The organism is Thiobacillus sp. (genome assembly GCA_024235835.1).
Lineage (GTDB): Bacteria > Pseudomonadota > Gammaproteobacteria > Burkholderiales > Thiobacillaceae > PFJX01.
Window position 1 is genome coordinate 273,999 of record JACKLQ010000002.1, and the last position, 18,736, is coordinate 292,734.

Sequence of the window (18,736 nt, forward strand, 5' to 3'; positions counted from 1 at the left end):
TCACCATGGAAATCTTCAACCGCTTTCACCTCGAATGCGCCCGTCGCCTGCCCGAGCTGCCCCTGAGCCACCCTTGTGCGAGGCTCCACGGCCACTCCTTCCAAATCGAAGTGCACGTGGCAGGCCCCCTGGATCCCCGACTAGGCTGGGTCTTGGATTTCGCCGACATCCAGCGGGCCTGGCGGCCACTGCACGATGTCCTGGACCACCGTTGCCTCAACGACATCCAGGGCCTGGAAAACCCCACCAGCGAACACCTGGCCATTTGGCTGTGGGACCGGCTCAAGCCGGGTTTGCCGGGCCTGAGCAAGGTGGTAGTGATGGAAACCTCGGCATCCGGGTGTATCTACACGGGACCGGCCGCCTGATCAGGGCGTTGCCTTGATCACCAACTCCCTGAAAGGGTAAGGCGCCACGACCACCAACCCCGCTTTGGCCGGATCAACTCCGGGCTGTTGCGATACGCATCACAGCCGAAGCAGGCCCTGGCTTTACTGGCTCCCCAACTCGCCGTAGGGAAACCAGCCCGTGTCGCCCGGTTCCTTGATCTGGTTAAGTTCGATCCACAAGTTGTCTGGACCCGCCATGATCGCCACGTCTATCTTGAATTCGCCTGCGGCAATCCGCTCGGTCGTGAGTGGCGCAGCGACAAAGTCCGTTTCAAGAAACTTCCGTCCATCCCCCTGCTTGGACTGCTGAAGCTGACGGACAATATCTGGCGTCAAGACAAACCTGGCGCCCCGCGCTTCCAATTGGCGAATGGCAGCTTCCAGGTCACGCACCCGAAAGCCCAGGTGGTTTCTGAACATGAATTCCTGGCCAGGGCCCGGCGGTGGAACGAAGTCCGGATCTTCCCTGAAGGCAAAGGTAATGCCGCAGGCGATCATCCGGCTGTATGGCTGGCTCATCATCCTGCCCCGGAAAATCACTTTGCCATCGAACATTTCCTGCCAGAAAGTCTCCATGGCCAGCAGATTTGAACAGGCCATGGAAATTTCCATGAATGGAAAGGTTTCAGCTTGGTCAGCACTCATGTCACTCCCCTTTGATCCTGGCGCCCTGGTTACACCTTGTTCAGTCATGGCAGGAAACATATACAAAACCTTGTTGTTAGAACAGAGCGGGATATGGAAAAACATGGCCCTATGCACGCACAAACCTTTCGGGTAGCAACCCTCCTGTCCTTCCGTAACACCCTCGGCAACCTTCCCATGGGGGAGCTGCCAACTCCATGATGTAAGATCCGAAAAAAATGATTGCCTATCGAGGCTGGAACAGTGACATATTGTGTAGCCATCAACGTCAACGAAGGCCTGGTTTTCTGCTCCGACTCCCGCACCAACGCGGGCACGGACTGCGTCAGCGTCTATTCCAAGATGCACAGTTTCGTCTGGCCCGGCGAACGGGTGTTCGTGCTGCTTTCCGCCGGCAATCTGGCCACCACCCAGGCGGTGGTGAAGAAGCTCAACGACGACATCAAGTCCGGCCTGGTGCCCAACCTGCTTTCGGTGGGTTCCATGCACGAGGCGGCCGACTACATCGGCATTGCCAGCACCCACGTCCAGCGCACCCACGCCAGCCGGGATCTCGCCAACACCAGTTTCGAGGCCACCTTCATCTTCGGCGGCCAGATCGGTGAACAGCCACCGGAAATCTTCATGGTGTATCCCCAGGGCAACTATATCCACGAGTCGAACGAGCATCCCTTCCTGCAGATCGGCGAGACCAAGTACGGCAAGCCCATACTGGACCGGGTGATCAAGCGAGACACTTTTCTTGAACGCTGCGCCCGCTGCGCCCTGGTGTCCATGAACTCCACCATCCGCAGCAACGTCACCGTGGGTCCCCCCGTGGAACTGCTCATCTATGAACGGGACAGCCTGAGCGAAGGCCGCAAGCTGGTGCTGACGGAGGATGATCCCTTCGCCAAGTCCTTGGCCGAGAAGTGGAACGAGGGGCTGCTGCTGGCCCTGACCAGCCTGCCCCGTTTCGAGTGGGAGAAAAGCGAAGGCCAGGACGCGGCGGAAGAATCCCGGGTCTTCCCCTTCCCGGCCCAATCCTGAGCACCCGGCTCAGGAATCCGTGCCGCCTGTCTTCAGGATTTCCTCCAGCCAGCCCTCCCCGGGCAGGGGATGGCCGTAGAGGTAGCCTTGCAGCTGCTCGCAGCCATGGCCGATGAGGAAGTCGGCCTGGGCCCTGGTCTCCACCCCTTCAGCCACCACATGCAGGTGCAGGTTCTCCGCCACGGAAAGGATGGTACGGACCAGGGCGGCGTCGTTGGGGTCGTCCGGCACATCCCGCACGAAGCTGCGGTCGATCTTGATCTCATGGATGGGAAGCCGCTTCAGGTAGGACAGGCTGGAATAACCCGTGCCGAAATCGTCGATGGAAAAGCGAAGACCCATGTCCGCCAACTCCATCATGGGGGCCACCGGATCTTGGGCGTGCTCCATGAGCAGCCCCTCCGTGACTTCCAGGGTCAGGCGGGTGGGGTCGGCGCCGGTATCCGCCAGGACGGCCCTTACACGCTGCACGAAATCAGGCTGCCGGAACTGGCGCGGGCTAACGTTGACCGCGATGCGCATGGGCAAGTCCGCCGCTTCCAGCCGGGCGATGGCGCGACAGGCCTCGCGCAGCACCCATTCCCCCAGGGGCACGATGAGGCCCGAGTCTTCCGCCACGGGGATGAAGCTGGATGGGGGCACCTGGCCACGCCCGGGGTGTGACCAGCGCAGCAGTGCTTCTGCGCCGGTGGGATTTCCGGCGCGGTCCACCTGGGTCTGCAGATACATTTCCAGGCTTCCCGCCGTCACGGCCTCCCGCAGGTCCCTTTCCAGGGCATATCGGTTCGCCACGGCCTCCTGCATGGCCGGTTCGAAGTAGCGCACGGCGTTGCGGCCTGCCTCCTTGGCGCGATACATGGCGGTATCCGCCTCCCGCAGAAGGTCGTCGACGGTTTCGGTCCCTTTGGGAAACACCGTGATGCCTATGCTGGCCCCGCTGCTGTAGCTCTGGCCATCGATCTCGAAGGGGCTTTCCAGGGTGGCGCGCACCTTGTCGGCGACGCTGCGGGCCAGGCGCGCCGCATCGTCCTGGTTCGCCGCCAGGTTCACCAGCAGAATGACGAACTCGTCGCCCCCAAGACGAGCCACGCTGTCCTCTTCCCGAAGATAGTGGGTGAGTCGGTCCGCCACCTGGCGCAGGAGCTGGTCGCCCACCGAGTGGCCCCGGGCGTCATTCACCTGCTTGAACTGGTCCAGGTCCACGAACAGCACCGCACCCATCTGGTGGGTTCGGCGGGCGGCGGCCAGGGCCTGGACCAGCCTGTCCATGAACAGACGACGGTTGGGCAGGCCGGTGAGGGCGTCGAAGAAGGCCAAGCGGTGGACGGTTTCCTCGCTGACCTTGCGCGGGGTGATATCCCGCACCAGGGCGATCACCCCGTCGCCGTGGCCCAGGGTATTGAGGCGTGCCTCGAACCAGCGCATGCCGTCTTCCATGGGCAGGAAGTATTCATAACTTGTGGGAAGTCCGGTTTGACGCAGCTCCGCCAGGGCAACACGATGGCGATCCACCATTTCCGCGGGCATCAGCGTGTGCAGATCCCTGCCCAGGAAATGGGTGGGAGATAGAAACAATTCGCTGTCGTCCCGGGCACGATAGTCCAGGATGGTCATGCCGTCGCCCGACAGGCGGAAGAACAGGTCCGGCAGGGCGTGGAACAGGGCTTCCAGTTCGGCCCGGCCCCGCAGGGCCTCCGCCTCAAGATCCATACGCTCGGTCACGTCCAGGCAATGGCCCACGTATCCGATGAACTGGCCCTGGCTGTCGAAACGAGGCGTGCCTTCGTCCAGTATCCACCGGTACTCGCCATCATGGCGACGCAGGCGGTATGTCATGTTGAAAGGCTGACGCTGGTCGAAGGCTTTTAGATAGGTCTCCATGCAACGTTGCAGGTCGTCCGGATGCACGCCTTCGGCCCAGCCGTCACCGAGTTCCTGCTGCAGGCTGCGGCCCGTGAAGCACAACCAGGTCTCGTTGAAATAGTCGCAACCCTTGTCCAGGCCGGCAGTCCAGATGAGAGCCTGGCCGGCGTTGGCCAGGGTGCGGAAGTGCTGCTCACTCTCCTCCAGGGCATGGCGCAGGGCATAGGCCTCGGACACGTCCCGGAACACCATGACCACCCCCAGGAGACCTCCATCCCGGTGGCGGATGGGGGCCGCGCTGTCGGCGATGTGGTAACGCGTTCCATCCCTGCTCACCAGCACCGTATGGTTGGCCAGACCCACCACCAGGCCATCCCGGATGACCCTTTCCACGGGGATCTCGGCGGGAGCGCCGGTCTGGGCGTTCTCGATGGGAAACACCATCTCCACCGGTTTTCCCAAGGCCTGTTCCCGGGACCACCCCGTCAACACCTCGGCCACCGGGTTCATCAAGGTCACGCGCCCCTCCAGGTCCGTGGCGATGAGGGCGTCGCCGATGGACTGCAGGGTGATGGCCAGGCGCTCCTCGCTGGCTTCCAGATCCCTGCGGGCGTCGGTCACCGCCTTGGCCATGGCGTTGAAGGATTGGGCCAGGCCCGCCAGTTCCGACGGGCCCGACTCCGGAACACGGACCCCGTCTTCGCCCTGGGACAGGCGGCGACTGGCGGCTTCCACCCGGGCCAGATGGCGCACCACGTGGCGGGAAATGAGCCGGTAAAGCAGGAAGGTCAGGAACAGGATTCCAAGCAGTTCAGGAATCCTGTCCCGGATCACGATGCGCAGAATCTCCGCCCGGTCGGCCCTCAGATCGTAGGACAGATAGACGGCACCCCGGTCATGGCCGCGGAGCACCCCCTGGTCCGCCGCTCTGGCATGGGAAAGAAGAACGTCCATGCCCTCCCCCCCCGGTACCACCAGGTATTCCGGCTGGGAATTGCCCAATGCCTGCTCCAGCCGGCCCATATCCAGTGACGGGACCACGTCGCCGGCCATGCGCCCGACCCATTCCTTGCGCTGGGCCACCAGGATGCGCCCGGATGGGTCCAGCAACAGGGCGTGACGGACACGTGCGTCCGCGCCCGCCAGGGAAAGCTCCGTGGCAACCCGGCCCCGGCCCAGGGTGCCTTCATCGGCTGCCAACCGCGCAAGACGGTGGGCTTCGGTCAGCAGGCTCTGGCGTGCTTCCGTGAGCAGGACGCCCTGGTGGTTCCAATACGCATTCACCAGGGACAGGGCCATGATGGCCAGCATCAGGGTCAACAGCCCCACCGGCAGTGCCCAGCGCAGGGAGTATCCGGCCGATGTCCTCATGGGCCTGCCGGCAGGAAGCGTGGTTCGGACAGGCCGTCCAGGCTGACTGGCCGGACCAGCAAATGGGCCGCGCGCATGACCTGCTCCAGGGTCGCGGCACTCTGGTCCAGGCGGCAATGGTCCCCCTCCAGCCACCCGTGGTTTTCGGCCAGGTCCGGCAAATGCAGCCCCTTCAGGGACGACATCACCGCGTCGGGCGCCAGCCCCAGCCGCGCAGTCATGCGACGCGCGGCATCGTCCGGCCGTTGGTGCAGGTACCCGAGGGCCTGGAAATAGGCCGCCAGCAAACCGGCCAGGGCCTGGGGCGAAGCCTCCAGGGCCTCGGCGCGCACCGCCAGCACATCCACGATGCGGCCGGGAACGGCCTTGCTGTCGAACAGCCGCCTGGCCCCTGCCTGCAGCAAGCGCGTGGCCATGGGCTCGAAGGTCACCACCGCGTCCACCTGGCCACTGGCGTAGGCGGAATAATGCTGGTCCGCGGTGAGAGATAACAGTTCTACCGAGGAGGGAGCCAGGCCCGCAGCATGCAGTACCTCGCTGAGCATCAGAGCGCCCACAGCGGTGGATTCCACGCCCACGCGCTTGCCGGCCAGTTCCTGCAGTGTACCGATGCCGGCATGGGCCATCAGCACGTCAGCCCCGGCGGACACGTCGAACACCAGCACGACCTTCAGGTCCAGACCCTCGGCCCGGGAGGACAGAACTTCATCCAGGGTCAGGGCGGCACCCTCCACGTTGCCCGCGGAGAGGGCCTGCAGGCTGTAGCTGGCGGAGGGCATCTCCACCAGACGGGCACGTTCTTCGTCCAGGTAGCCAAGTTCACGCGCCAGGAAGAGGGGCTGGTATCCCAGCCAATCATGGCTGGCGATGCGCAGCAAGGGCTCCCGGCCGGAACAACCGGACAGGCAGGTCAATGCCACTCCTCCGGAGGCAATCAGGAATTGGCGTCTCGATGAATTGGCAGGCATGGATCTGGATTATTTTTTCGCCCGGATTATGCACGATACGTGTCGTTTACCTACCTTGAACATGGGAAAACCGCCATGTCCGGCCCACGCCTGGGCCGCCATGATCATTGCTCGATATCTGGCACCCACCCCACGGCATAGACCGCATGTCCATCCACGTCGCCATCCGGCATACCACCCAGTACCGCTTTGCGCGGCCGGTCAACCTGAGCCCCCACGTCATCCGCTTGAGGCCCGCCGTCCACAGCCGCACGCCCATCCAGTCCTACAGCCTCAAGGTCCTGCCCCAGAAGCATTTCATCAACTGGCAGCAGGACCCCTTCGGCAACTGGCTGGCGCGCCTGGTCTTCCCGGACAAGACACGGGAGTTGAAGGTGGACGTGGAGGTCATCGCCGACCTGACGGTGATCAACCCCTTCGACTTCTTCGTCGAGGAGTATGCCGAGCACTGGCCCTTCACCTATCCCGATGCACTGAAACAGGAACTGGCGCCCTATCTTGAAGCGCACGAGAACGGCCCCCTGCTGGACGTCTACCTGGCGGGCATCCCCCGGCAGCGCAAGCACATCGTCGATTTCCTCGTGGAACTGAACCAGATGCTGCAGAAGGCCATCGCCTACACAATCCGCCTGGACCCGGGGGTGCAGACCTGCGAGGAGACCCTGGACAAGGCCCTGGGCTCCTGCCGGGACACGGGCTGGCTGCTGGTACAGATCCTGCGCCACCTGGGCCTGGCCGCCCGCTTCGTATCCGGCTACCTGGTGCAGCTCACGCCGGACGAGGAATCCCTGGACGGCCCCTCGGGCACGGACCACGACTTTACCGACCTCCACGCCTGGGCCGAGGTCTACGTGCCCGGCGCGGGCTGGATCGGCCTGGACCCCACCTCCGGCCTGTTCGCCGGCGAAGGCCACATCCCCCTGGCCTGTACCCCCCATCCCTCCAGCGCCGCTCCCATAGACGGCCTTTCCGACAAATGCGAGGTGAAATTCAGCTACAGCAACACCGTCACCCGCTTCCGGGAGGATCCCCGGGTCACCAAACCCTACAGCGACGAGGAATGGACCCACATCCAGGCCCTGGGCCGGATGGTGGACCAGCGCCTGGAGGAGATGGACGTGCGCCTCACCCAGGGGGGCGAGCCCACCTTCGTGTCCATCGACGACATGAACGCGCCGGAATGGACCACGGCCGCCCTGGGGGAGCACAAGCGGGAGCGGGCCGAGGTACTGGTGCGCCGCCTCAAGGACCATTTCGCCCCCGGCGCCCTGCTGCACACGGCCCAGGGCAAGTGGTATCCGGGCGAACCCCTGCCCCGCTGGGCCCTGGGGGTGTTCTGGCGCAAGGACGGGGTGCCGGTGTGGAAGAATGAACGCCTGCTGGCCGAGGCCTGGCGCAACTACGGCCACGGTGTGAAGGAGGCCAAGCTGTTCGCCGACACCCTGGCCCGCACCCTGGGCCTGTTTCCCCACTACGTCCAGCCGGCCTTTGAAGATGCCGCCCACTACCTGATCAAGGAGGCGGAGGTCCCCGCCAACCTGGATCCGTCCAAGGCCAAGCTCAAGGATGGCCTGGGGCGGCGAAACCTGGCGAACAAGCTCTCGCAGGGCCTGGATACCCCGACGGGATATGTCCTGCCCCTGGCCTGGGACGGAAACAAAGGGAGTTGGTATTCGGCCCCCTGGCTGTTCCGCCGTGAGCGCCTGTATCTGGTTCCCGGCGACTCTCCCCTGGGTCTGCGCCTGCCCCTCGAATCCCTGCCCTGGGTGGCGGAGGAGGAACGGGATGTTGAAGCGGAAGCGGACCCCTTCGCGCCGACTCCGCCCCTGCCTGACTATCAGGGCGAAGTGGCGGCCCGCTACAGCAAGATCCAGCCCGAACCCCAGTGGCATCCAGAGGTGAAGCAGCAGCCCCCGGCCGACCGCCAGCGCACAAAGGTGGAAGTGCCCCACACCGCCGTATGCGTGGAGGCCCGGGGCGGCTGCCTGCACGTGTTCATCCCGCCCCTGTACCGGCTGGAACACGCCCTGGACCTCATCGCCGCCATCGAGCACACCGCCGACGCCCTGAACCTGCCCGTGGCCGTGGAAGGCTATCCTCCGCCCAGCGATGGCCGTCTGGAAAAGCTGCTGGTGACCCCGGACCCGGGCGTCATCGAGGTGAACATCCACCCCGCCCGCACCTGGGACGAACTGGTGGCCCGCACCACCGTGCTGTATGAAGAAGCGCGCCAATCCCGCCTGGGTACCGAAAAATTCATGCTGGACGGCCGCCATACCGGCACCGGCGGCGGCAACCACATCACCCTGGGCGCCGCCAGTCCGGCGGACAGCCCCTTCCTGCGGCGCCCCGACCTGCTGCAAAGCCTGGTCACCTACTGGCAGCACCATCCCAGCCTGTCCTATCTGTTCTCCGGCCTGTTCGTGGGCCCCACCAGCCAGGCCCCCCGGGCGGACGAAGGCCGGCCGGAAGCCTTGTACGAACTGGAAATAGCCTTCGGCCAAGTGCCCAAAGGCGGCACCGACCAGCCCTGGATCGCCGACCGGCTGTTCCGCAACCTGCTCACCGACCTCACGGGCAATACCCACCGGGCCGAGTTCTGCATCGACAAGCTGTATTCCCCGGACAGCGCCACGGGCCGCCTGGGCCTGGTGGAGTTCCGCGCCTTCGAAATGCCGCCCCATGCCCGCATGAGCCTGGCCCAGATGCTGTTGCTGCGGGCCCTGGTGGCCCGTTTCTGGGCCCAGCCCTACGACAAGCCCCTGGTGCGCTGGGGCACTTCGTTGCACGACCGCTGGATGCTGCCCCACCACCTGTGGGCTGACATAAAGGAGGTGGTGAAGGAGCTGAACGATGCCGGCTATCCCTTCCAGGCGGAGTGGTTCGGACCCTTCCTGGAATTCCGCTTCCCCCGCTACGGCACCCTGCAATTCGGCGACATCGAACTGGAACTGCGGGCCGCCATCGAACCCTGGCAGGTACTGGGGGAGGAGGCCACCAGCCAGGGTACGGCCCGCTACGTGGACTCCTCCGTGGAGCGCCTGCAGGTAAAGGTCACGGGCATGACCGACGGCCGCTACGTCGTGGCCTGCAACGGCCGCCGGGTGCCCTTGCGCAACACTGGCGCCCATGGGGAATACGTGGCCGGGGTACGCTACCGGGCCTGGCAGCCGCCCTCGGCCCTGCACCCCACCATCGGCGTGCACGCCCCCCTGGTGTTCGATCTGGTGGACACCTGGAACAACCGCTCCGTGGGGGGCTGCACCTACCACGTCATGCACCCGGGCGGACGCAGCTACGACCACTTCCCGGTCAACGCCTACGAGGCCGAGGCCCGCCGCCACATCCGCTTCAACCAGTGGGGACATACCCAGGGCAGTTTCACCCCGCCCCCCTGGCTGGACACCCTGTCCCGCTTCCTCCCCGACAACCGCCGTGTAGGCCCCATGTTGCCCCCCACGGAGGAACCCGCGGGGGAATACCCATGCACTCTCGATCTGCGGGTTACAACAAAAAGTTAATGCTTAGTATCAATGTACTGTCATAATTCTTCGCTACCCTTCCATTTCCGGTGCGACGACACGCCCCATCATGGAGCATGGAAGAGGCCAATAACGACTATCGATGGATGGAGAACACATGATCACCAAGCAGACCGGCGGGGCACGCCAGCGCCCCCCCATTGTGGAACGCCGCACAAACCTCCAGCAGCGGGAGCGCTTCGAGACCGCCATGGCCATGCTGAAACCCGTGCTGGAGCGGTCCGCCGCCAACGACACCATGATGTACCTGGTGATGCAGCGCCTGCAGTCCGCCTACCCGGAGCTCAGCGCCGGCGACGTGGAGGCCCTGCTGTCCAGCGTGATACGGACCCTGAAGAAGAAGGACGCCGGCCCGAAGCTGGTGGTCTCCAACTAACAGCCCCCCGCCTCGCCAGGGGGCATGGCTCCCCCGCCACACCCCCGGCACCGCCAGCGCTCCCCCGCACCATAGTGCGGGCCCTTCCAGCCGCAAGGCCGGTACCATGGTCGACGTAACCGCATTAATCCGATCATGGGCAAGCGACAGAAACCCCTCGCCATCTTCAAGACAGGTTCCACTTGGCCGGCCATGGCCCAGGCCCGGGGCGATTTCGACGACTGGCTCCGCCGCAGCCTGGGCGATGCCGGCACAAATGTCGTGGTCGTTTCCGTCGCCGAAGGCGAGGCCCCGCCACCGCCGGAAAACCTCTGCGGGGCCATCATCACCGGCTCCCACGCCATGGTCACCGACCGTGCGGAATGGAGCGAATCCCTGGCCGGCTGGCTGCGCCAGGCCGTGCCCGCCGGATTGCCCGTGCTGGGCATCTGCTACGGCCACCAGCTCCTGGCCCAGGCCCTGGGCGGCGAAGTGGCCAACCTGGAGCCGGAACCTGAAGTAGGCACCGTCTGCGTCGCACTAACCGAGGCCGGACTGGATGACCCCCTGTTCCAGGGCCTGCCCCCCAGGTTCCCCGCCCACGCCAGCCACGTGCAATCCGCCAGCCGCCTGCCGGCCAATGCCGTGCACCTGGCCTCCAGCGAGCGGGAACCCCATCACGCCTTCCGCGTCGGCCCCCGGGCCTGGGGAGTACAGTTCCATCCGGAATTTGACGCGGAATCCATGCGCGCCTACGTCAAGCGCTGGTCCGACAAGCCCCACGCGCCCAAACAGGACTGGGACGCCATCCAGGCCGAGGTGCGGGAAACCCCCGAGGCCGCCCTCATCACCGCCCGCTTTGCACGCCTGACGATGGGCGAGCACGACTGAGCAACATTCACCTCCAGGCCTAGCCCGCGGCGTTGGCCACCGAGGCCTGGTGTGCCACTGCGTGGGTGGCGGCCTGGACGGTCTCGTCGTCGGCCAGATAGTAGCGGGCCACCACATGGAACACCGTGTTGGACTCATACACCAGGGGAATCCCCGCGGGGATGTTCAACTACATGATCTCCTCGCCAGAAATGTGCTCCAGATGCTTGAGGAGTGCCCTCAGGGAATTGCCGTGGGCCGCGATGAGGATCTTCTTGCCATTCTTCAGGCGGGGCAGGATGCTTTTCTCCCAAACCTCCACCACCCGCACCAGGGTATCGGCCAGGGATACACCTGCGGGCAGGTGATGGGCCGCCATGCCACGATAGCGGGGATCGAAGCGGGGATGGCGGGGATACGTGGTGCTCAGGGGAGGAGGCTGGGTGCCATAGCCGCGACGCCACAGGTGCACCTGCTCTTCACCGTAGTGCTCCGCCATGTTGAGCCCCTGCAGGTCACCGAAGTGACGCTTGTTGAGACGCCAGTCCTATTCCACCGGCGGCCACAGGCAGTCCATCACTTCCTGTACCTCCCACAGGGTGCGGATGGAACGCTTGAACACCGAGGTATAGGCCAGGTCCAGGGTGATACCCGCATCCCTGCCAGCCCCTCGGATCATGTCCTTGGATGTGGGCCAGGATGCGGCGCTGAGGCTTATTTCCGCCCCCGTAGTGTGCGGCCCTGGTCAGGCCGGCGTATCCGCCTTGCGGGCCGCTTCGTCCATGGCCCGCAGGCTTTCCTCCACCCCGGCCGCGTGGGTCAGTTCCGCCACGTTGTCCTTGGTGAAGAAGCCCTGGAAGTCGCCGAAGCGCTGCACGTATTCGACGATGAGGCTGGAGTATTCCGAGGCGCTGGAGAAGATCTGCTTCAGGCCCTCCTCCTTGGAGCCGATCACGTCCAGCAGGAAGTCCTGGCCGCAATCGCGCAGGCTTTCCACCACGTAGTCGATATGGGGTTTGCCATTGACCTCCCCGTCCGCCACGGCCACGGCCACGTGGTGCAGGCGGGGGCCGAAGTTGCGCACGAACTGCTCGGTGGGGCTGGGCAGCTTCAGCAGGTGGTTGACGAAGTAGGGATGATTCGCGGCGGTGAACACCTTGGCCGGGCATTCCAGCTCGTTGGCGTGGTGCACGCTCTTGGTCACGTTGGTGGACGAGTTCTGGTCGGCGATGTCGTAGGAGCCCCAGTAGTAATAACTGGTGAGGGACAGGTACTCCAGGATGGCCGCCTCCCGGTTTTGCGAATACACCCGGGTGGCCAGATGGTCGATGGGCAGCAGCATCTTGTCCAGGCCCAGCTTGGCCTGGGTCTCCTTGGCCCGTTGGTAGGCGGCGTTCACGTCCTCCCGGATCACGCTCCAGCCCAGGGCGTAGACCCGGATGTCCGACTCCGGCCGTTCCCAGTAGCCGACGATGTTGTGGGTGTAGGGGCTGGGTTTGACGATGGCCATGTTGCCCGGCAGTTCCAGCCTGCGCACCTGGTCCTGGTTGAAGAAGCGCACGTCCCGGGCCTTCTGGGTCTCCACCACGTCGTGCAGGTTCCGCACCCGGAAGATCTCCCCCATGTAGCGGGAGTTGGGCTTGTGGGCGCCGATGGGATAGACCTCGTTCAGGCTGCGGAAGATGCCCCGGGTGTTGGGGTCCTTCACCTCCCGCACCAGGATGTCCGGCGCGCTCATGTCGATGCGCAGGACATGGGTGTCGTGGCTCTCTGACTCCAGGGTCACCAGATAATTGTATGGCGTCATCAGGCACAGCTCGCCCACGTAGGCCAGGGAGTTGCCCGGCTCCACGGTGATCATCAGGGCGTCGATCTGGCGGATGGATTCCGTCAGGCCCACCCGGTCCCGCTCTTCCAGCAACTTGATCAGGAACTCCTCGAAGAACGGTGAATTCTGTTTGTCCCCGTAACGGGGAAAGCTCAGGGAGTTACCCATGGTCATTCCTGTTGTGACGCCGCCATCTCGGGCGCGTGCTCGTGGTGCAGGTGAAAGTACTGCCGCGACAAGGTCTCGTGCAGGTCCCCCAGGTCCGCCTGGATCTGGTCCAGGTACTCATGCAGCACCACCGGCGGCAGGTCGTGAAAGCGCATGCCCTCCAGCCGCTTCCAGGCCCGGCGCACGGACTTGATGGGTTGGCCGAAACCGGGCAGCACGGCCAGGCAGGTCTCGATCTCGCCCAGGCAATGCACCACGCTGCGGGGGAAATGGGGGTTGTTCAGCAGAAAGTGCACCACCGAGGCGCCGTTCACGTGCACCCCCACGTGGCGCCGGTACATCTGGTAGGCGGACAAGGCGTTCAGGGTGCTCATCCACAGGCGCTCCAGGGTGGCGTGGGAAGCGGCGGTATCCCTAGGCAGCAGCACCGCCGAGTTCACGTCCACGATGCGGGTGGTCATGTCCGCCCGCTCGATGTTGCGGCCCAGCTTGATGAACTGGTAGGCGATGTCGTGGCTCATGGACCCCATGAGCAGGCCCACCACCGACTGGCGCCGTTCGATCACCCCGCTCAGCACCTCGTAGCGCTGGCTGCGCCCCAGGGTGGCCCGGGCGGCGTTGGCCTTCACAAACAGGTGCATGCTGTTGATGCGTTCCCACAGCTCCATGGGCAGCACCTCCCGGAACGTGCGGGTGTTTTCCCGCGCGTCATGCACGCAGGACACGATGGAGCTGGGGTTGTCCTCGTCCTGGATGAGGAAGCGCATGATGTCCGCCTCGTTGGGCTGGCCATAATGCTTGCTGTACAGGGCATCCAGGCCCGCCACCCGCAGCATCACGTCCCAGCCGAAGGTGGCGCCCCGGGGCAGGTCCAGCAGCACCTGGGTGGTGCTGTTGATCAGGCGGGCGGTGTTCTCGGCCCGCTCCAGGTAGCGGGCCATCCAGTAAAGGTTCTCGGCGACTCGGGACAGCATGGCTTACTCCTTGTCCGATTCTTTGTCGGACCCCTTGTCCGCGTCCTTGTCCACATCGACGATCCACGTGTCCTTGCTGCCACCGCCCTGGGAAGAGTTCACCACCAGGGAACCCTCCACCATGGCCACCCGGGTCAGGCCGCCGGTGGTGGCGTAGAGCTTGTCGGACTGGAGCACGAAGGGACGCAGATCCAGGTGTCGCGGCGCCAGCTCGTCGTTTACCAGGGTGGGCGCGGTGGAAATGTCCAGGGTGGGCTGGGCCATGTAGTTGCGGGGGTTCTCCCGGATCAGGCTGGCGAACCTGTCCCGCTCCGCCTGGCTGGCCCGGGGGCCAATGATCATGCCGTAGCCGCCGGACTCGTTGGCCGGCTTCACCACCAGCTTGTCCAGGTTGGCCAGCACGTAGTCCCGCTGGTCCTCGACCATGCACAGCCAGCTGGGCACGTTGGGGATGATGGCGTCCTGGTCCAGGTAGTACTTGATGATCCGGGGCACGAAGGTATAGACCACCTTGTCGTCCGCTACCCCTGCCCCCGGCGCGTTGGCGATGCCCACCTTGCCGTTGCGCCAGGCCCGCATCAGGCCCTTCACCCCCAGGGCGGAATCGGGCCGGAAGGCCTCCGGGTCCAGGAAATCGTCGTCGATGCGGCGGTAGATCACATCCACCCGGCGCAGGCCGGAGATGGTCTTCATGTAGACGCAGTCGTCGTCCTTCACCACCAGGTCAGAGCCCTCCACCAGATCCGCGCCCATCTGCTGGGCCAGGTAGCTGTGCTCGAAATAGGCGGAGTTGAAGATACCCGGCGTCAGCACGGCGATGCTGGGGCGCTCGTTCTCCCGGGGCGACAGGGCCGCCAGGGTGTCGTACAGGCGGGTGGGGTAATCGTCCACCGGCAGGATGCGGGTGGCCTGGAACATCTCCGGGAACATGCGCTTCATGAGCTGGCGGTTCTCCAGCATGTAGGACACGCCCGAAGGCACCCGCAGGTTGTCCTCCAGCACGTAGACCGTGCCGTCCCGGTCCCGCACCAGGTCGGTGCCGCACACATGGGCCCACACCCCGAAGCGCGGCGTGATGCCCCGGCACTGCTCGCGGAAGTTCTTGGAGCCCGCCAGCACCTCGATGGGGAACACCCCGTCCCTGACGATCCTCTGCTCGTTGTAAAGGTCGTTGATGAACAGGTTCAGGGCCGTCAGGCGCTGCTTCAGGCCCGCCTCGATGTGCTCCCACTCGTCCCGGGCCATGATGCGGGGAATCACGTCGAAGGGCCACGCCCGGTCGATGTTGGTGCCGTCGCTGTACACGGTGAAGGTGATGCCCATGGCCATGATGGCCGCGTCCACCGCCTGGCGGCGGGACTCCAGGGTGCCCGGCCCCAGGGAGTCCAGATACTGGAACAAGGGCCGCGCCGCGGGCCTGGGCACTCCCTCGGGATCGATCAGCTCATCGTAGGACTGGCTGAGGGCGTAGGCTTTGGCGGCAAGTTTCATGGTTCAGGATTGGCATGTCATGTATTTGTGTAACGCAGAACTCATGCCAGCTCGCCGCCCGCTGCCCCAAATGTGTCCATGGGCACCGGCAGAGCCTTGTCCATGGGGCTTCCGGGCGCCCCACCTGGAAATAGCGACTGGCCAGGCACGGGCTTGGTGCGCAAGCACCCGGTGCATGACGCACCGTATTAGTGCTGACCACCTTGGCAACCCATCCTGCGTCACGGATACAAGTCGCACCCCTCTCAGGTAAGTCGTTTATGTCATCCCCGGATTGATGCCGGACGGGCATCCGGCCTTGCACCATGGCGTGCAAGCCGCGGACAAAAACGCACCATCCTGGCGCAAACAACCTCCTGCCCAAAACAAGCAATCCCCGCAAACCCGCATGAACAGGGCGTTTTAATCTTTGGCACGGCACGTGCTAAACAAGGGTCGCCAGGCTAACGGCGGCCTGGTGGAAGCGCGGCGATGAACTCGCCGCCACACAGACAAATGGACAACGGCGTTCATTTCCGCGTCTCACGTTTTTTCGAGGCGCGGGGATGGACGCCATTTTTTTTGGTTTTTTTTCGTAACTGAGGGGAATCGTCATGGCCTACCTGCTGCCTTCCGAATTTGCCACCAAGATGGTGGATGCCGGTGAATCCAAGATCTACATGTCCACCCGGGACACCGTGGTGCGCGCCTACATGGCCGGCGCCACCCTGGCCCTGGCCGCCGTGTTCGCGGTCACCGTGGGCGTCGCCACCGGCTCCCACCTGGTGGGCTCCATCCTGTTCCCGGTGGGCTTCGTCATGCTGTACCTGATGGGCTTCGACCTGCTCACCGGCGTGTTCATGCTCACGCCCCTGGCCTGGCTGGACAAGCGCCCCGGCGTCACCTGGAACCAGATCCTGCGCAACTGGGGCCTGGTGTTCCTGGGCAACTTCGCCGGCGCATTGACCGTGGCCATCATGATGGCCTTCGTCTTCACCTACGGCTTCAACACCCCCGGCGGTGACGTGGCCACCAAGGTGTCCGGCATCGGCGAGGCCCGTACCCTGGGTTACGCCCAGTACGGCCTGTCAGGCTGGTTCACCATCTTCATCCGCGGCATGCTGTGCAACTGGATGGTGTCCATGGGCGTGGTCGGCGCCATGATCTCCACCCACGTCAGCGGCAAGGTCATCGCCATGTGGATGCCCATCATGCTGTTCTTCTTCATGGGCTTCGAGCACTCCGTGGTGAACATGTTCCTGTTCCCCTTCGCCATGATCATGGGCGGCGACTTCTCCATCATGGACTACTTCATCTGGAACGAGATCCCCACCGCCCTGGGCAACCTGGTGGGCGGCCTGGCCTTCACCGGCCTGACCCTGTACGCCACCCACGTGCGTACCGCGGCCAAGCGCACCCTTAGCACCAAGCCCGCCACCGCCTGATCGGCGACAATGGCAAGGGCCCCGGCTCCGCAAGGGGCTGGGGCCTTTTCATGACCATGTCCAGTTCACTACAGATCGCCGTCGGGCAACATTCCGACAAGGGCCGCAAAGAGGCCAACCAGGATCACCACGGCATCCACATACCCCAGGAACCCCAACTCAGTTCCAAGGGCATCGCCATCGCCCTGGCGGACGGCATCAGCAGCAGCGATGTCAGCCAGATCGCCAGCCAGAGCGCCGTCAACGGCTTCCTGGCGGACTACTACTGCACCTCGGAAGCCTGGTCGGTCAAGCAATCCGCCCAGCGCGTACTGAGCGCCACCAATTCCTGGCTCCATGCCCAGACGCGGCAAAGCCACTACCGCTATGAAAAGGACAAGGGCTACGTCTGCACCTTCAGCGCCATCGTCCTCAAGTCCCACACCGCCCACCTGTTCCACGTGGGCGACTCCCGCATCTACCGCCTGCGGGGCCACGACCTGGAACAGCTCACCGAGGACCACCGCTACCGGGTGTCCAGCGAGCAGAGCTACCTGGCCCGGGCCCTGGGCATCAACCAGCATCTCGACATCGACTACCAGACCCAGACTGTCGAGCCGGGCGACATCTACGTCCTGGCCACCGACGGCGTGTACGAGCATGCCTCGTCCCAATTCATCGTCCAGACCGTCCACGCCCACCCGGGCGACCTGGATGCCGCCGCCAAATTCATCGTTGCAGAAGCCCTGGCCCAGGGCAGCGGCGACAACCTCACCCTCCAGATCGTGCGCATCGACGCCCTGCCCAGCCAGGACGCCCATGCCATCACCCGACATCTCACCGAGCTACCCTTCGCGCCGGACCTGGACGCGCGCATGGAGTTCGACGGCTACCGCATCGTCCGGCCCCTGCACGCCAGCCACCGCAGCCACGCCTTCCTGGCCGTGGACAACGCCAGCGGCGAACAGGTGGTCATCAAGGTGCCGTCCACGGAACACCGGGACGACCCGGCCTACATGGAACGCTTCCTCCTGGAGGAATGGATCGCCCGGCGCATCAACAACCCCCATGTGATGAAGCCCCGCGCCATCACCCGCCGGCGCAACTTCCAGTACATCGCCATGGAGTTCATCGAGGGCCAGACCCTGGCCCAATGGATGCGCGACCACCCCAAGCCGGACCTGAAGGCCGTGCGCAACATCGTCGAACAGATCGCCAAGGGGCTCCAGGCCTTCCACCGCCTGGAAATGCTGCACCAGGACCTGCGCCCGGAAAACGTCATGATCGACGGCACCGGCACGGTGAAGATCATCGACTTCGGCTCCACCCGGGTCGCCGGCCTGGCGGAACTGGAGGACGGGGACGGCAACACAAATGCCGACGCCCCCATCCTGGGCACGGAGCAATACTCCGCCCCCGAATACTTCCTGGGGGAAAACGGCGATGCCCGCTCGGACCTCTTCTCCCTGGGCGTCATCGCCTACCAGATGCTGACCGGCAAGCTGCCCTACGGCGTCCAGGTACCCCGCGCCCGCACCCGGGCGGCCCAGCGCAAGCTGTATTACGAACCCGCCCGCACGGACGAGCGCCCCATCCCCGCCTGGGTGGACGAGGCCATCGCCAAGGCCGTGCACCCGGACCCGTACAAGCGCTACGAGGAACTCTCCGAGTTCGTCTATGACCTCTCCCACCCCAACCAGGCCTTTCTCAGCAAGACCCGGCCGCCCCTCATGGAGCGCAGCCCCCTGGCCTTCTGGAAGACCGTGTCCTTCATCCTGGCCGCCGCCCTGGCCGTGGCGCTCTACAAACTGCACACCCTCACGTAACCCATCCCGTCCAC

Annotated in this window: 13 protein-coding genes and 1 pseudogene; 7 read left to right on the forward strand and 7 right to left on the reverse strand. The window is 64.7% G+C overall.

All coding sequences use genetic code 11. The annotated features are described in order from the left end of the window. Positions 1 to 5 precede the first annotated feature (5 nt). The gene (queD, locus tag H6935_09505; GenBank protein MCP5278583.1) at positions 6 to 368 is read left to right on the forward strand and encodes a 6-carboxytetrahydropterin synthase QueD; all 363 of its coding nucleotides are present in this window, start codon (positions 6 to 8) and stop codon (positions 366 to 368) included. 123 nt (positions 369 to 491) lie between these two features. On the opposite strand, the gene H6935_09510 is transcribed toward queD, so the two are convergent. Then, entirely contained in the window at positions 492 to 1,034 is a 543-nt protein-coding gene (locus H6935_09510; GenBank protein ID MCP5278584.1) for a hypothetical protein, read from the reverse strand. Between the two features lie 243 nt (positions 1,035 to 1,277). Between H6935_09510 and H6935_09515 the strand changes: the two genes are divergently transcribed. After that, positions 1,278 to 2,063 carry a peptidase gene (locus H6935_09515; GenBank protein ID MCP5278585.1) on the forward strand — a complete coding sequence of 262 codons (786 nt, stop codon included), beginning with the start codon at positions 1,278 to 1,280 and terminating at the stop codon, positions 2,061 to 2,063. Positions 2,064 to 2,072: 9 nt separating this feature from the next. Here the strand turns inward: H6935_09515 and H6935_09520 are convergent, their stop codons facing one another. Together H6935_09520 and H6935_09525 are read right to left on the reverse strand one after the other, a co-directional pair. Next, complete coding sequence (locus H6935_09520) at positions 2,073 to 5,297, reverse strand: EAL domain-containing protein (protein MCP5278586.1); 3,225 nt, start codon at positions 5,295 to 5,297, stop codon at positions 2,073 to 2,075. Continuing rightward, entirely contained in the window at positions 5,294 to 6,211 is a 918-nt protein-coding gene (locus H6935_09525; protein ID MCP5278587.1) for an ABC transporter substrate-binding protein, read from the reverse strand. The genes H6935_09520 and H6935_09525 overlap by 4 nt, the downstream gene beginning before the upstream one ends. A gap of 200 nt (positions 6,212 to 6,411) precedes the next feature. Here H6935_09525 and H6935_09530 point away from each other — a divergent pair, with 200 nt between their 5' ends. The 3 genes from H6935_09530 to H6935_09540 all read left to right on the forward strand — a co-directional run bounded on the left by H6935_09530 (position 6,412) and on the right by H6935_09540 (position 11,053). After that, positions 6,412 to 9,786 carry a transglutaminase family protein gene (locus H6935_09530; protein MCP5278588.1) on the forward strand — a complete coding sequence of 1,125 codons (3,375 nt, stop codon included), beginning with the start codon at positions 6,412 to 6,414 and terminating at the stop codon, positions 9,784 to 9,786. Between the two features lie 118 nt (positions 9,787 to 9,904). Beyond that, positions 9,905 to 10,183 (forward strand): hypothetical protein, encoded by a 279-nt coding sequence (locus tag H6935_09535; protein ID MCP5278589.1) that lies wholly within the window; start codon positions 9,905 to 9,907, stop codon positions 10,181 to 10,183. 135 nt (positions 10,184 to 10,318) lie between these two features. Beyond that, positions 10,319 to 11,053, forward strand: coding sequence for a glutamine amidotransferase (locus H6935_09540; GenBank protein MCP5278590.1), 735 nt, complete (start codon positions 10,319 to 10,321; stop codon positions 11,051 to 11,053). 19 nt (positions 11,054 to 11,072) lie between these two features. Here the strand turns inward: H6935_09540 and H6935_09545 are convergent. From H6935_09545 to H6935_09560, 4 genes and pseudogenes are all read right to left on the reverse strand, one after another. Continuing rightward, positions 11,073 to 11,711: pseudogene (locus H6935_09545) on the reverse strand (2,3-bisphosphoglycerate-dependent phosphoglycerate mutase). Between the two features lie 66 nt (positions 11,712 to 11,777). Further along, complete coding sequence (locus H6935_09550; protein ID MCP5278591.1) at positions 11,778 to 13,028, reverse strand: hypothetical protein; 1,251 nt, start codon at positions 13,026 to 13,028, stop codon at positions 11,778 to 11,780. A gap of 2 nt (positions 13,029 to 13,030) precedes the next feature. After that, positions 13,031 to 14,002: an alpha-E domain-containing protein gene (locus H6935_09555; protein ID MCP5278592.1), complete on the reverse strand. Its 972-nt coding sequence runs from the start codon at positions 14,000 to 14,002 to the stop codon at positions 13,031 to 13,033. Between the two features lie 3 nt (positions 14,003 to 14,005). Next, positions 14,006 to 15,493, reverse strand: coding sequence for a circularly permuted type 2 ATP-grasp protein (locus tag H6935_09560; GenBank protein ID MCP5278593.1), 1,488 nt, complete (start codon positions 15,491 to 15,493; stop codon positions 14,006 to 14,008). 593 nt (positions 15,494 to 16,086) lie between these two features. Here H6935_09560 and H6935_09565 point away from each other — a divergent pair. Together H6935_09565 and H6935_09570 are read left to right on the forward strand one after the other, a co-directional pair. Next, positions 16,087 to 16,917 (forward strand): formate/nitrite transporter family protein, encoded by an 831-nt coding sequence (locus H6935_09565; GenBank protein MCP5278594.1) that lies wholly within the window; start codon positions 16,087 to 16,089, stop codon positions 16,915 to 16,917. A gap of 56 nt (positions 16,918 to 16,973) precedes the next feature. Next, entirely contained in the window at positions 16,974 to 18,722 is a 1,749-nt protein-coding gene (locus H6935_09570) for a bifunctional protein-serine/threonine kinase/phosphatase (protein ID MCP5278595.1), read from the forward strand. Positions 18,723 to 18,736: the final 14 nt, after the last annotated feature.

Coding starts and splice junctions, on each gene's coding strand:
- queD (MCP5278583.1), top strand. CDS start 6: ATGGAAATCTTCAACCGCTTTCACCTCGAATGCGCCCGTCGCCTGCCC.
- H6935_09510 (MCP5278584.1), bottom strand. CDS start 1,034: ATGAGTGCTGACCAAGCTGAAACCTTTCCATTCATGGAAATTTCCATG.
- H6935_09520 (MCP5278586.1), bottom strand. CDS start 5,297: ATGAGGACATCGGCCGGATACTCCCTGCGCTGGGCACTGCCGGTGGGG.
- H6935_09530 (MCP5278588.1), top strand. CDS start 6,412: ATGTCCATCCACGTCGCCATCCGGCATACCACCCAGTACCGCTTTGCG.
- H6935_09535 (MCP5278589.1), top strand. CDS start 9,905: ATGATCACCAAGCAGACCGGCGGGGCACGCCAGCGCCCCCCCATTGTG.
- H6935_09540 (MCP5278590.1), top strand. CDS start 10,319: ATGGGCAAGCGACAGAAACCCCTCGCCATCTTCAAGACAGGTTCCACT.
- H6935_09550 (MCP5278591.1), bottom strand. CDS start 13,028: ATGGGTAACTCCCTGAGCTTTCCCCGTTACGGGGACAAACAGAATTCA.
- H6935_09555 (MCP5278592.1), bottom strand. CDS start 14,002: ATGCTGTCCCGAGTCGCCGAGAACCTTTACTGGATGGCCCGCTACCTG.
- H6935_09560 (MCP5278593.1), bottom strand. CDS start 15,493: ATGAAACTTGCCGCCAAAGCCTACGCCCTCAGCCAGTCCTACGATGAG.
- H6935_09565 (MCP5278594.1), top strand. CDS start 16,087: ATGGCCTACCTGCTGCCTTCCGAATTTGCCACCAAGATGGTGGATGCC.
- H6935_09570 (MCP5278595.1), top strand. CDS start 16,974: ATGTCCAGTTCACTACAGATCGCCGTCGGGCAACATTCCGACAAGGGC.